This is a genomic window from Arthrobacter sp. MDT2-3, from assembly GCF_059090465.1.
Genome location: NZ_JBNHFS010000002.1, coordinates 870638 through 884343, shown reverse-complemented (window position 1 = coordinate 884343; position 13706 = coordinate 870638). Strand labels below are relative to the sequence as shown.

Below are 13706 nucleotides of genomic sequence, written 5' to 3'. Positions count from 1 at the left end.
CACCGGATGAACCCGGTTCAGCTCCGGCGCCCACACTCCGGAACTTTGCGAGGACTTCCCTTGACTGAACACATCAACCTCTCGGACGTCACCCACGGCTACGGCGACCGGTTGCTGCTCGACGGCGTCAACCTGGTGATCGCTGCCGGCGAGCACGCAGCGGTGGTGGGCGAGAACGGTGCCGGCAAATCCACCCTGCTGCGGATTCTGGCCGGCCTCGAACAGCCCCAGGAAGGGACTGCCGCTCTCCACGGCCGGGTGGGCTACCTGGCCCAAACCCATGGGCTGCCCGAGTCCTTGACGGTGGGAGGGGCCATCGACGCGTCCCTCGCATCGCTCCGGGCCCTGGAAGCGGAGCTGGACCGGCTCGAGGCCGGGCTGGCCGACGCGGAGGAGAGCGACCTGGAAGCCTACGGCAGGCTGCAGACGGAATACCAGCTGCGCGAAGGATACGCCGCCGAATCCCGCGTGGAGGCCGCGCTGGACCGGCTGGGCCTGGGCGGCCTGGACCGCAACCGTGCCCTCGGATCGCTTTCCGGCGGAGAACAGGAACGCGTGGCACTGGCCTGCGTTCTGGCGGACCCCGCGGACATTTTGCTCCTGGACGAACCAACCAACCATTTGGACGCCCGCGGAACAGCCTGGCTGGAGGACCGGCTGGCGGCCCACCGGGGCACGGTGGTGGTGGTTTCCCATGACCGCATGCTGCTGCGCAAAGTGGCCGCAAATGTCATTGAGGTTGATGCCGAGCGCCGTACCGTCACGCGCTATGGCAACGGGTACGACGGCTACCTCCGCGAGAAAGCCGCTGAACGCCAGCGCTGGGTCCAGCAGTACCACGGCTGGCTGCACGCCATGGAGGCCGAAAAGCTGCAGGCAGAGACCGTTGCCGGGACCATGGGGTACGGCCGGAAGCGGGATGGCGACAAGATGGGCTTCGATTTCAAGGCCGGTACGTGGCAGAAAGCCGCCAGCAGCCAGGTCCGGAACGCTCAGGAACGGTTGCGGCGGCTGGAAGCCAGCCCGGTGGAGCAGCCGCCGATTCCCCTGCGGCTGGCCGCTCCGGAGTCTTTGCACGCTGCGCCATTGGGCGAAGATGTGGCTGCACCGCTGGCCGCCCACGGAGTCAGCGTTCCCGGCCGGCTCCGAGCAACGGACTTCCAGGCCGGCCTCGGCCAGAAGGTCCTTATCACCGGACCAAACGGCGCCGGCAAGTCCACGTTGCTGTCCGTGCTGGCGGGAACCCTGGCGCCCAGCGAAGGAAGGGTGACGCGGCCGGAACGGGTGGGCTACCTGCAGCAGGAACTGGAGTTGCCGCAATGGCCTTCGCTCCGGCTGTTGCCGGCGTTCGCGGCAGGGCTGGGCGGGAACATCGATGAGCATGCCGAGGCGCTCCTGCGGTTGGGCCTGTTCCGCACCAGCGAGTTCCATGTTCCCGTTGGCAGCCTCTCCGCGGGCCAGCAGCGGCGGCTCGCGCTTGCCCGGCTGCTCCTGGGCGGTTACAGCACTTTGATTGTGGACGAGCCAACCAACCACCTGGCGCCGGTACTGGTGGAACAGCTGGAGGCCGCGCTCGCAACTTTCACCGGAACCCTGGTGATGGTCAGCCACGACCGGGCGCTCCGGGAGTGGTTTGCCAGGTGCCAGCGTGCAGCGGTGAACGGCAGGAACGGCGGGAACACCGGCGGGGACGCCGTCAACGGGCGCTGGATCCGCTACTCCATGGATAAGGGCGTCCTCGCTAAAGCGTGATGTGAGTCTTGGGGGTCACGGCTGCCTCGGCCATTTCGACGGTTCCGCGCCCGCTCGACGTCGGCCGCCGTCGAACCCGCAGGGAACCGTCGAACTGGCAGAGGGGGTGGAGCCGGGAGGGGGTGGAGCCGGGGAGGGGGCGGAGGCGGGCCAGGCAGCGCCGGGCACACGCCGGGCACGCCCGACGATGGTGAGAATTGCTTTAAGAGATGGTTACCGGGAAACCCGTGGCCGGAAACATCGGCGGCGGATGATGGGCCCATGCCAGTCGTTCCGCCGGCCGAAAGGATCTGTCCGTGATCACCAAGAACCTTTTCCTGCAGGGCATCTACCCCTTCAAGGGCGCAGGGCTGGAAAAACCGGCCCCGATCCACAGCGAACTATCCCATTACGTCCCGGACGGGGTGATAAACCAGACCCTTTACTTTCGTGGCGGCAACTCCAGCAGCGAACTGGTCACGGTGGTCCTGGTGCGTAACGGCGTACCCATGCGCTACTTCCCCATCGGAGCGAAGAGCGATGTTCATGTGCCGCTCCGCGTTGTCGAGGACATCGAGGGCGGCTCGGTGATCGAGCTCCATCTGGCGGCCCCCGAGGGCATTGAGGGTTCGGTTGTTGTTGATCTGGGGATGGTGGAGCACTGATGACCAGCGTGGTGGACCGCCCCCAAGGCAGGCACGCAACCACCCCGCCGCGCCGCCGCCTGGTGGTGATCGGCAATGGAATGGCAGGCGCCAGGGCAGTGGAGGAGATCCTCGCCCGGGGAGGCGCGGGCCAGTTCACCATAACGATGTTTGGTGATGAGCCGTACGGGAACTACAACCGCATCATGCTCAGCCACGTCCTTTCCGGCGAGGAAAGTGATGCGGACATCTTCCTGAACTCCCTGTCCTGGTACCGGGAGAACAACATCACCCTCCACGCCGGGGTCCGGGTTGAACGGATTGATAAATTCACCCGGCACGTCTTCTCGAGCGACGGGAGGGTCACTCCCTACGATGTCCTGATCATCGCCACCGGAAGCCGCTCCCACATGCCGCCGATGGACGGGCTTTTCACGCCCGGCGGCTCCGTAAAGCAGGGCGTTTTCGGCTTCCGTACCATCGATGACACCCAGCGGATAGTGGCTCATGCCCAGCAGGAGCATCATCGCCGCGCCGTGGTGATCGGCGGCGGGCTCCTGGGGCTCGAGGCGGCCTACGGCCTGCGCAGCCACGGGTTAGACCTGGAGGTGGTCCATTCCGGCGGGCACCTGATGAACGCGCAGATGGGGCCCGACGGCGGTGCGGTGCTCCGCCGCAGCGTCGAGGCCCTGGGTATCAAGGTGCACACCGGAAGCCGGACCACTGCCGTGCTCGGCGCCGACCGGGTCACCGGTATCAGCCTCCGCGACCAGCCGGACATCAGCTGCGACATGGTGGTGGTTGCGGCCGGGATCCGTCCCAACGTGGACCTGGCGGTGCTCAGCGGGCTGCCGGTGGAACGGGCCATTGTGGTGGATGACAGGCTGCGGGTGCAGGACGAGGAGGGCATCTACGCGGTGGGGGAGTGCGTCCAGCACCGCGGCGAGGTGTACGGCCTGGTGGCGCCGCTCTGGGAGCAGGCCGTGGTCCTGGCTAACCACGTCACCGGTGCGGATACCAGCGCTGCCTACCTCGGATCCCGGACGGCCACCAAACTCAAGGTGGCGGGCGTGGAAGTGGCCTCCATGGGTCTGCACGGGCCGGAACTCGACAGCGACGAACACATCGTCTTTTCAGAACCCAGCCGGGGCGTCTTCAAATCCATTGTGGTCCGGGACAACAAGATGGTGGGCGCAACCCTCCTGGGTGACAGCCGCAAGGTGGCCTACCTGACCCAGGCCTACGACCGCGGCCTGCCGCTGCCGGAAGAGCGGCACAGCCTGCTGTTTGATCTGGGCACCCCGGATGGCGACGTGGGCGTGGCCGAACTCGACGACGACGCCCAGGTCTGCAACTGCAACGGCGTCAACAAGAAGGCGCTGGTGGGAGCAGTGAAGGGCGGCTGCACCACGGTGGCCGGTGCGATGGACGCCACTCGTGCAGGCAAGGGCTGCGGCTCCTGCAAGCTGCTGGTGCAGCAGGTGGTGGAGTGGGCGGCCGGCGGTGCCGTGGAAGAGGACCCGGCCGCCAGCTACTACGTCCCGGGTATCCCATTGGACAAGCAGGCGCTTATGGACGAGATCCGGAAACGCGGGCTGCGTTCGGTGTCCCAGGTGTTCCAGGCGCTTGCTCCGGGCAGCGCGGAGGACGCCAAGTCCAAGATGGGGCTGGCTTCGCTGTTGAAGATGATGCTGGCCGGCCAGTACATCGACGAACGGGACGCGCGGTTCATCAATGACCGGGTGCACGCCAACATCCAGCGCGACGGCTCGTTTTCGGTGGTGCCCCAGATGAAGGGCGGGGTGACATCGGTCCAGCAGCTGCGCCGTATCGCCGACGTCGCCGAGAAACATAACGTGCCGCTGATCAAGCTCACCGGCGGCCAGCGCATCGACCTGCTGGGCATCCCCAAGGAGGACCTGCCGCAGGTGTGGGCGGACTTGGACATGCCCTCCGGTTACGCGTACGGCAAAAGCTTCCGCACTGTCAAAACCTGCGTTGGCAAGGACTTTTGCCGGTACGGAACAGGGGACTCAACAAAGCTGGGCATCGAGATTGAATCCCGCTTCCAGGGCATCGAGTCGCCGGCCAAACTGAAGCTCGCCGTGTCCGGCTGCCCCCGGAACTGCGCCGAATCCCTGGTGAAGGACGTTGGCGTCGTGGCGGTGGAAGGCGGCCGCTGGGAAATCTATGTCGGAGGAGCGGCCGGTGCCCACATCCGCAAGGGCGACCTGCTGGCGACTGTAGACGATCCGGAGCAGGTGAAGGTCCTCACCGGGCGGTTTATGCAGTACTACCGTGAGCAGGCCAACTGGCTGGAACGTACCTACGCCTACGTACCGCGGGTGGGCATCGAACATCTGCGGGCAGTGATCGTTGAGGATTCCGAAGGGATTGCAGGGCGGCTGGATACCGCCATGCAGGCCTCCGTAGACACTTACATGGACCCCTGGAGCGAGCGCAATGATCCCCTGACGCCCGGTCAGTTCAGGACGTCGCTTCCCCTGACGGTCCTTCCCCAGGTGCCGGTTCAATGAACAGCGCCGAGGCAAATGGGAGCCCTGCCTTTCACGTCCTGGGTCCCGTTGACCAGATTCCGTTGGGTGAGGGCAGGGCTTTTGCAGTGGACGGCGCACAGGTAGCAGTCTTCCGGCTCCGGGACGGCGCACTGCGCGCGCTCGCCGCCGTCTGCCCGCACCGCGGCGGTCCGATTGCAGACGGCACCATTGACCGGCAAGTGGTGATCTGCCCCCTGCACCAGCACGCATTTGACCTGGCGACCGGCTGCTCAACCAGCGGGCAGGAACCGCTGCGCAGCTACAACGTGACGTTGGACGGGGACCGGAACCTGGTGCTGCAGACGGGCGTGTAGTGCGCGTCACGTAGCACCCCTGTGCGTCTTGTAAGATAGACGAGCCGCGCGAAGCTTCGGCGCCACGAGAGATTCCGATCACATTCGGTTGCCCAACAGGACATAATGCCGAATTTGTGAGCGGAATCATCCGTGGGCCGGATGCGGCCAACCCCCAACCCACAAGGAATCGTTGTGCCTCAAAGTACCCCCACAGATCTCCAGAACACCACGGCACCATCCACCGCCGTCGACCCCACCCTCAGCGCCGAGGGATACAGCAAGACGCTGGGCAGACGCCACGTCACCATGATTGCCATGGGCGGCGCCATCGGCGTCGGCCTCTTCATGGGTGCCGGCGGACGCCTGGCCTCCACCGGCCCGGCCTTGATTTTCTCCTACGCCATCGCCGGCGTCATCGCCTACCTGCTGATGCGGGCACTGGGCGAGCTCATCATGTACCGCCAGACCTCCGGCTCTTTCGTGAGCTACGCGGGTGAGATGTTCGGCAAGAAGGGCGCGTTCCTTTCCGGCTGGATGTACTTCATCAACTGGGGCATGACGGGCATCGCCGAACTGATTGCCATCGGCCTCTACTTCCAGTTCTTCTTCCCCAACGTTCCCGTGGAAGCCTCAGCCATTGCCGCGCTGGCTCTCCTGGTGGCGGTCAACCTGCTGAGCGTCAAGGCATTCGGCGAGTTCGAGTTCTGGGCTTCCTGCCTCAAAGTCGGTGCCATCCTGATCTTCCTGGCAGTGGGCACCTTCATGGTGGTTACCAACGCCCAGGTGGGTGACGGCAACGCATCGGTGGCCAACCTCTTCGCCGCAGAGGGCGGGATGTTCCCCAAGGGCGCCCTGGTGATGGTCCTGGTCCTCAACGCCGTGATCTTCGCCTACAACGGCATCGAACTCGTGGGCATCACCGCCGGCGAGATGCAGAACCCGGAACGCGAAGTGCCCAAGGCAATCCGCGCCGTCGTACTCCGCATTGTGGTGTTCTACGTCGGCTCCGTGACCCTGCTGGCCATGCTGCTGCCGTCCGACCAGTACGTGGCGGGAACCTCGCCGTTCGTCACCGTGTTCGGCCAGATGGGCCTTGCCTGGGTGGGCGATGTGATGAACATGATCGTTATCACTGCGGCACTGTCCTCCTGCAACTCAGGCCTGTACTCGATTGGCCGTGTGTTCCGCACCATGGCCAACAACGGCCACGCCCCGCAGTGGCTCACCCGGATGTCCAAGCGGCACGTCCCGTACGCGGCTATCCTCGCCATCGCGGCCTTCTACTTGGTGGGCATCCTGCTCAACATCTGGCTGGGCGGCTCGCACGCGTTCGACCTGGCCCTGAACACCGCATCCATCGGCGTCATCTTCACGTGGGGCGCCATCTTCGCCAGCCAGATTGCGCTGCGCCACAAGAAGGGCGTCACGTCTACGCTGCCGATGCCCGGTTCGCCGTGGACCAGCTGGGCCGGCCTGATCGGACTGCTGGCCATCACGGTGCTGATCGGCTTCGACACGATGACCAGCAAGAGCGGCGAGGTGTTCTACCTGGGCCTCTGGACCCTGGCCACCATCCCGTTCTTCGCCGTGGTCCTGTGGCTGGGCTGGCAGAAGGTCAAGCAGAACGAACCGAAGAACGCGCTGTACAGCTAACGGTTCACCCAAGCAGTACGACGACGGCGGGATTCCCTGGGAGGGGATCCCGCCGTCGTCGTTCCCTGGTTAGCGGTGGAGACGGATGGTGCCGAACCCATTGATTCGCCGGAAGGTTGCGGAGTCGCTGGAAGGCGTCAGCGTCGGGGCGCCGTTCCAGCGATTTCGGCGACGGGCGGGTATGCGTGTGGTGCGGAGCGCTCCATGGAGGCAAACTAAGGCTTGTGGGCGAACCCTGGGTGCTGCATGTGGACCTTGACCAGTTCATTGCAGCCGTCGAAGTGCTCCGCCGCCCCGAACTCGCGGGCAAGGCGGTGATCGTTGGCGGCCGCGGCGATCCGTCCGAGCGGGCGGTGGTGTCTACGGCGTCGTACGAAGCGAGGGTTTTCGGTGTCGGCTCGGGAATGCCGCTGCGCATCGCCGCACGAAAAGTGCCCGACGCCGTCATCCTGCCCGTCGACCAGGAGGCCTACCTCGCTGCGTCCGAACAGGTCATGTCAGTGCTGCGCGCGCAACCGGGCGCCACGGTCCAGGTACTCGGCTGGGACGAAGCGTTTGTTGGCGTGCAGGCGGCGGACCCTGAGGCCTATGCCCGGCAACTGCAGCACGCCGTCCTTGAGGAGACCCGGCTGCACTGCAGTGTGGGCGTCGGCGACACCCTGGTCCGCGCCAAAGTAGCCACTACGTTCGGCAAGCCGGCCGGCGTCTTCCGGCTCACTGAAGACAATTGGCTCAAGGTCATGGGAAGCCGGCCCACCATCGAGCTGTGGGGCGTGGGAACCAAGGTGTCGCGGCGCCTGGCCACGCTTGGCATCAAGACTGTTGCCCAGCTTGCGGCGTCCAAGCCTGATGACCTGATTCCCGAATTCGGCCCGAAGATGGGCCCCTGGTACGCGCAGCTCGGCCGGGGCGACGGGTCACGGACAGTCGATGACACGCCCTGGGTGGCACGCGGGCACAGCCGGGAAACCACCTTCCAGCACGATCTGACTGAACCCGGGCAGATTGACGACGCCGTCCGGGAGCTGGCGGCGCGTGTGCTGGAGGATGTCGGGGCCGAGGGGCGGCCGGTCATCGGGCTGACGCTCAAGGTCCGCTACGCCCCGTTCATCACCAAAACGTACGCCCGGAAGATCCCCGAGACATCAGACCCCGCGGAGGTGCTTGCGCGCACTCTCGACCTCGTGGCGAAGATCGAGCCCGGCCGCCCCATCCGGCTCCTGGGGCTGCGCGCCGAAATGACGATGCCCGAAGACTCCCGGCAGGGGCACACTCCGACCCGCAGCGGATGGTGAAAGTGGCTGGACAGCAGAACGGCGGCGGATCCTCGGATCCGCCGCCATTTCTGACTGTTGCAGCACGCCGTTCGCTGCGGCTGCATCAGCGAGGAGCTAGTCGCGCTTGAACTCGTCCTTGACGCTTTCGCCGACCTTCTTGGCGTCGGCCTTGACCTGGTCCGCCTGGCCCTCTGCCTTCAGGCGGTCATTGTCCGTTGCGTTGCCCGCAGCTTCCTTGGCTTTGCCGCCCATATCTTCTGCTGCGTTACTGATCTTGTCTCCGAGGCCCATGGTGGTGGCCTCCTTTCGTTTCCGTTGATCAAACAATGCATTTTCACACTAACACGAAGCTTGCTTACTATTTCAAGCCCGGACTTTCCTTCCGGGAGGGGCGCCTGTTGATTGTCCGTACCCGCGGCTAGGCTCGGAACATGGAGCACACCACCAGCCTCACCCAGCACATTCAGGCGTCACCGGAGAAAGTCTGGTCCGTCATCACGGACATCCCTGGCTCCGCGGCAACGCTGTCCGGAGTCGATTCCGTGCAGCTCCTCACTGACGGCCCCTACGGGGAAGGGACGCGCTGGAAGGAGACACGGAAGATGCTGGGCAAGTCCGAGACGGTGGAGATGTGGGTGGCGGAAGCAGACCGGCACCGCAGCACCACCGTCAAGGCCGTCCAGGGCGGCGCGGACTACACCACCAGGTTCAGCCTTGCCCCGCGGGACGGCGGCACCGAGCTTACCCTGACCTTCGGTGCCGAGGTCATAAAGCCCACGGTAGTGAGCCGGCTCATGATGCTGCTGTTTGGCAGGATGGGTATGGCCGCCACCCGCAAAGCCCTGACCAAGGACCTCGCAGAGATCGCAGCCAAAGCAGAATCGCTTCCGTAGTGGCCGCGTATCCTTCCAAGGCCGCTGACCTGAAGGTTACGGCCCCCAGGCTCACGCCGGTGCGGCTGGAGAACCTGACGGACCAGCCGGCGTCGGACTTCCGCCGCGGTGAAAGGTACGACGGCGGCCGGTACAGCCGTGCCGAGGCTGATGGACTCGAACTCAGCGGGACAGACTTCGCAGAGTGCGAGTTCCAGGGGGTGTCCTTTAATGACACGCAGCTCCGCGGATCCTCGTTCCGGGACTGCATCCTGGGCGAGCTGTACGCACCGGTGTTCAAGGCGGCCCGCTCCACCTGGCGGGACGTCGAGTTGCGGAATCCGCGGCTTGGCTCCGCTGAACTGTACGAGAGCGGCTGGCAGTCAGTCAGCATCGAGGGCGGCAAGCTGGACTTCCTCAACCTGCGCGGCGCCAAGCTCACCGACGTCCTCATCAGCGACTGCATCATCAACGAACTGGACCTGGGCTCAGCCACGGGTACCCGCGTTGGGCTCAAGAACTGCACCATCGGCTCCCTCGACCTCGCCGGGGCGAAACTCAAGGACTTTGATATCCGGAGCACAGGGTTCCGCAGCATCAGCGGGCTCGGCAGCATGGCGGGTGTCGTGGTGGACGAGTACCAGTTGGGCCTCCTGGCACCCCTCCTGGCCGCGCATCTGGGCGTTACGGTCCTCTAAAGCGTTCGAGGGAAGCGCCGGTACCCATCCAAGACCCTCCCGTGTACTATTTACAGAACGAACGGTCGGTAAGTGCTGTGCGCTGCCTGCCGCCGATGACAGTGCTGTTTATCGCGTGAAGGGTGTTTCCATGGCTGCAACCGCAGGTCCGCAGGCTTTCCTTGTTGGCGGGGTCCGAACGCCGGTGGGCAAATACGGCGGGGCGCTGTCCTCCATCCGCCCCGACGACCTCGCAGCCCTGGTAATCAGGGAGGCCGTGAACCGGGCCGGGCTTGATCCGGACAGCATTGACGAGGTGATCCTGGGCAACGCCAACGGCGCCGGGGAGGAAAACCGGAACGTCGCACGGATGGCTACCCTGCTTGCCGGCCTGCCCCTCCACATCCCCGGCATCACCGTTAACCGGCTCTGCTCCTCCGGCCTCAGCGCGATCATCCAGGCGAGTCACATGATCAAGGCCGGCGCCGCGGACATCGTTATCGCCGGTGGCGTCGAATCCATGAGCCGTGCGCCATGGGTCCAGGAAAAGCCCACCGCCGCCTTTGCCAAGCCGGGCCAGATCTTCGACACCTCCATCGGTTGGCGCTTCACCAACCCGCAGTTCCACAAGGGCGAACTGTCCCGCGAGGGCAAGATGACGTACTCCATGCCCGAGACGGCTGAAGAAGTGGCCCGCGTGGACGACATCTCGCGCGAGGACGCGGACGCCTTCGCGGTCCGCTCGCACCAGCGCGCCCTTGACGCCACGGCTGCCGGCCGGTTTAGGGACGAAATCGTCCCCGTCACCGTCAAGACGAGGAAGTCTGAGCATGTTGTGGACACGGACGAGGGTCCCCGGGCTGACACCACCATGGACGTCCTGGCCGGGCTGAAGCCCGTGGCGAACGGCGGCACCATTGTCACGGCCGGCAACTCGTCGTCCCTCAACGACGGCGCGTCAGCCATTATCGTGGCTTCGGAAGCGGCCATCGAACGGCTGGGCCTGACACCCCGGGCACGCATCATCGATGGTGCCTCCGCCGGTTGCGAGCCCGAGATTATGGGTATCGGGCCGGTGCCGGCCACCCAGAAAGTCCTGAAGCGGAGCGGGCTTAGCGTCGGTGACCTCGGTGCCGTCGAACTCAACGAAGCGTTTGCCACGCAGTCCCTTGCCTGCATCCGCCGGCTGGGCCTGGAACAGGACATTGTAAACAACGACGGCGGCGCCATCGCTTTGGGGCACCCGCTGGGTTCCAGCGGGGCCAGGATCGCCATCACCCTGCTGGGGCGGATGGAGCGTGAGGACGCGCGGATCGGGCTGGCCACCATGTGCATCGGCGTCGGTCAAGGCACCGCCATGCTGCTGGAGAAGGTCTAATGCCGGGCGCTGTGGACCTGGCGTCGGAAAAGTTCCATGCGCTGCTGGTGGAAGAGCGCGGAGACCGCGTGGTGGTGCTCCTCAACCGCCCCGAGGTCCGGAATGCCATCGACCAGCAGATGGTGGATGAACTCCACGTCGTCTGCGCTGCCCTTGAGCAGAACCCGAAGATACTGATCATCGCCGGCGTGGACGGTGTTTTTGCCTCGGGAGCGGACATCGCACAGCTGCGGGAGCGCCGCCGGGACGATGCCCTGCAGGGAATCAACTCCACCATCTTCGTCCGGATCGCCAAGCTGCCCATGCCCGTCATTGCCGCCCTGGACGGGTATTGCCTGGGCGGCGGGGCGGAACTCGCCTATGCGGCTGACTTCCGGATCGGCACACCGAACGTGCGCATCGGCAACCCGGAAACCGGGCTGGGCATCCTCGCCGCAGCCGGGGCCAGCTGGCGGCTGAAGGAACTGGTGGGGGAGCCGGTGGCGAAGCAGATTCTGCTGGCCGGCAGGGTCCTCGGGGCCGAGGAAGCCCTGGCGGTTAACCTCATCAGCGAGGTCCATAGCCCCGCTCAGCTTCTTGACGCTGCGCACGACCTGGCGGACAGGATCGGCCGGCAGGATCCGCTGGCCGTGCGGATCACCAAGTCGGTGTTCCATGCACCGGCGGAAGCCCACCCCCTGATCGACCAGTTGGCCCAGGGCATCCTCTTTGAATCTGAGGCCAAGTTCGACCGGATGCAGCGGTTTTTGGACAAGAAGGCCGACAACAGCGCCGGTGTGAAGGCCGGCACCGGGACCGGAAAGAAGAATCCATGAGCACACCGCAACCTGCCCCTGGCCTGCCTTCCCGCGTCGGCGTCCTGGGCGGCGGCCGCATGGGTGCCGGCATCGCGCACGCCTTCCTGGTCAAGGGGGCGGACGTGCTGGTGATCGAGCGCGACGAGCAGTCCGCCGAGGCGGCCCGGGAACGGGTCGAATCAGCCGCAGCCAAGAGCATTGAGCGCGGCGCCGTCGACGCCAACCTCGACGAGCTCGTTTCACGGCTTACGGTGGGCGTGGACTACGACGCTTTCAAGGACCGGCAACTGGTGGTCGAAGCGGTGCCCGAGGACTGGGACCTGAAGGTCACCGCGCTGCAGGGCATCGAGGAACGGCTCGCGGATGATGCCTATCTGGCGTCAAACACGTCCTCGCTGTCCGTGAGCGGACTGGCCGGGGAACTGAAGCGGCCGGAAAACTTCCTGGGGCTGCATTTCTTCAACCCGGTGCCGGCGTCCACCCTGATCGAGGTGGTGCTGGGTGAACACACGTCTTCCGGCCTTGCCGCTGCGGCGAAAGGGTGGGTGGAGGCACTCGGCAAGACCGCCGTCGTCGTCAATGATGCGCCCGGGTTCGCGTCCTCCCGGCTGGGCGTGGCGATCGCCCTAGAGGCAATGCGCATGGTGGAGGAGGGGGTGGCGTCCGCCGAGGACATCGACGCCGCCATGGTCCTGGGCTATAAACACCCCACCGGACCGCTTCGAACCACGGACATCGTCGGGCTGGATGTGCGCCTGGGGATTGCCGAATACCTGCACTCCACGCTGGGGGAGCGATTCGCGCCGCCGCAGATCCTCAAGGACAAGGTGGCTCGCGGCGAATTGGGACGCAAAACTGGGAAGGGCTTTTTTGACTGGCCCAGCTAGGAACGCCGGCTAGTCGAAAAATCCCACAATGTAGCCGACGAAGTACAGGAGCGACAACAGGACCACCACCGCGATAGCTGCGATAACGAAGAACTGTGTGATCTTCTTTGTGCCGTGCTCATCGTGGCCCTGGGGTCCGGCTGTCGAAGCCTCGCCCGGCGGCGTTTCGCCCGGGGGAACTCCGCCTCCCGGCTCCAGGCCGGTGATCTTGTCGTCCTCCGGGTCCGGGTTGGTTCCTGACACGTTATCTCCCTCGTTTGCCGTCCTGGTGCTTTGCCCAGCGTAACCGGCCCGGTTGGTTGGACCTAGGCTGGTGCAGTGACCTTCCTTGAACCCCTTACCCTGACCGGCCGGTATGTAACCCTGGAGCCGCTGAATCCGGACCATCACGACGGCCTGCTTGATGCTGCTCGGGACGGTGAGCTGTGGCGCCTCTGGTACACGTCGGTGCCGTCGCCGGACGAAATGGCAGCGGAGATTCAGCGGAGGCTTGCCCTGCAGGAGCAGGGTTCCATGCTGCCGTTTACTACCCGGTTGATCGACCCGGCCTCCGGCGGCCCCGGCAGGATTATCGGAATGACCACGTACATGAACGTCGACGCCGGCACTCCCCGTGTTGAGATCGGATCCACTTGGAACGCCGCTTCAGTGCAGGGGACCGGGACCAACCCGGACTCCAAGCTGCTGCTCCTGCGGCACGCGTTTGAGGTCCTTGGCTGCCCTGCCGTGGAGTTTCGGACGCACTGGCTTAACCACCAGTCGCGCGAGGCGATCGCCCGGCTGGGTGCCAAGCAGGACGGTGTGCTCCGCAACCACTCAAGGACGCGCGACGGCCTCCTGCGCGACACGGTGGTGTTCTCCATCCTCGAACACGAATGGCCCATGGTCCGGGCGGGCCTGGAGCACCGGCTTGCCCGCCGGGGCTAGGGGTGCTTG

At 65.4% G+C, this 13706-nt stretch carries 14 protein-coding genes; 12 read left to right on the top strand and 2 right to left on the bottom strand.

What is annotated here, in order from left to right:
• Nucleotides 1-60 precede the first annotated feature (60 nt).
• The 6 genes from AC5RUQ_RS09765 to AC5RUQ_RS09740 all read left to right on the top strand — a co-directional run bounded on the left by AC5RUQ_RS09765 (nt 61) and on the right by AC5RUQ_RS09740 (nt 8177).
• Nucleotides 61-1752, top strand: a complete 1692-nt coding sequence (locus AC5RUQ_RS09765; RefSeq protein ID WP_493947116.1) for an ABC-F family ATP-binding cassette domain-containing protein — start codon at nt 61-63, stop codon at nt 1750-1752.
• Nucleotides 1753-2048: 296 nt separating this feature from the next.
• On the top strand, nt 2049-2396 hold the full coding sequence (locus AC5RUQ_RS09760) for a molybdopterin oxidoreductase (RefSeq protein WP_256250024.1): 348 nt from the start codon (nt 2049-2051) through the stop codon (nt 2394-2396).
• Nucleotides 2396-4912: a nitrite reductase large subunit NirB gene (gene nirB, locus AC5RUQ_RS09755; protein ID WP_493947115.1), complete on the top strand. Its 2517-nt coding sequence runs from the start codon at nt 2396-2398 to the stop codon at nt 4910-4912. Before AC5RUQ_RS09760 ends, nirB begins: the two co-directional genes overlap by 1 nt.
• Entirely contained in the window at nt 4909-5247 is a 339-nt protein-coding gene (locus tag AC5RUQ_RS09750) for a Rieske (2Fe-2S) protein (RefSeq protein WP_493947114.1), read from the top strand. Before nirB ends, AC5RUQ_RS09750 begins: the two co-directional genes overlap by 4 nt.
• A gap of 174 nt (nt 5248-5421) precedes the next feature.
• Nucleotides 5422-6882, top strand: coding sequence for an amino acid permease (locus AC5RUQ_RS09745; RefSeq protein WP_493947112.1), 1461 nt, complete (start codon nt 5422-5424; stop codon nt 6880-6882).
• Between the two features lie 224 nt (nt 6883-7106).
• The gene (locus AC5RUQ_RS09740) at nt 7107-8177 is read left to right on the top strand and encodes a DNA polymerase IV (protein WP_493947111.1); all 1071 of its coding nucleotides are present in this window, start codon (nt 7107-7109) and stop codon (nt 8175-8177) included.
• A 96-nt stretch (nt 8178-8273) separates the two neighbouring features.
• Here the strand turns inward: AC5RUQ_RS09740 and AC5RUQ_RS09735 are convergent, their stop codons facing one another.
• Nucleotides 8274-8450 (bottom strand): CsbD family protein, encoded by a 177-nt coding sequence (locus tag AC5RUQ_RS09735; protein ID WP_104998934.1) that lies wholly within the window; start codon nt 8448-8450, stop codon nt 8274-8276.
• A gap of 140 nt (nt 8451-8590) precedes the next feature.
• Between AC5RUQ_RS09735 and AC5RUQ_RS09730 the strand changes: the two genes are divergently transcribed.
• From AC5RUQ_RS09730 to AC5RUQ_RS09710, 5 genes are all read left to right on the top strand, one after another.
• Nucleotides 8591-9052: an SRPBCC family protein gene (locus AC5RUQ_RS09730; protein WP_493947110.1), complete on the top strand. Its 462-nt coding sequence runs from the start codon at nt 8591-8593 to the stop codon at nt 9050-9052.
• A complete protein-coding gene (locus AC5RUQ_RS09725; protein WP_493947109.1) occupies nt 9052-9729 on the top strand; it encodes a pentapeptide repeat-containing protein in 678 nt (225 codons plus the stop codon). The genes AC5RUQ_RS09730 and AC5RUQ_RS09725 overlap by 1 nt, the downstream gene beginning before the upstream one ends.
• 130 nt (nt 9730-9859) lie before the next feature.
• A complete protein-coding gene (locus AC5RUQ_RS09720; RefSeq protein WP_493947108.1) occupies nt 9860-11086 on the top strand; it encodes a thiolase family protein in 1227 nt (408 codons plus the stop codon).
• Nucleotides 11086-11901, top strand: a complete 816-nt coding sequence (locus tag AC5RUQ_RS09715; protein ID WP_493947107.1) for an enoyl-CoA hydratase/isomerase family protein — start codon at nt 11086-11088, stop codon at nt 11899-11901. The genes AC5RUQ_RS09720 and AC5RUQ_RS09715 overlap by 1 nt, the downstream gene beginning before the upstream one ends.
• Nucleotides 11898-12770 (top strand): 3-hydroxyacyl-CoA dehydrogenase family protein, encoded by an 873-nt coding sequence (locus AC5RUQ_RS09710; protein WP_493947106.1) that lies wholly within the window; start codon nt 11898-11900, stop codon nt 12768-12770. Before AC5RUQ_RS09715 ends, AC5RUQ_RS09710 begins: the two co-directional genes overlap by 4 nt.
• A gap of 9 nt (nt 12771-12779) precedes the next feature.
• Here AC5RUQ_RS09710 and AC5RUQ_RS09705 read toward each other — a convergent pair whose 3' ends face one another.
• On the bottom strand, nt 12780-13013 hold the full coding sequence (locus AC5RUQ_RS09705; RefSeq protein WP_493947104.1) for a DUF6480 family protein: 234 nt from the start codon (nt 13011-13013) through the stop codon (nt 12780-12782).
• Between the two features lie 75 nt (nt 13014-13088).
• On the opposite strand from AC5RUQ_RS09705, the gene AC5RUQ_RS09700 reads away from it, so the two are divergent.
• Nucleotides 13089-13697: a GNAT family N-acetyltransferase gene (locus AC5RUQ_RS09700; RefSeq protein WP_493947103.1), complete on the top strand. Its 609-nt coding sequence runs from the start codon at nt 13089-13091 to the stop codon at nt 13695-13697.
• The last annotated feature ends 9 nt before the right edge of the window (nt 13698-13706 follow it).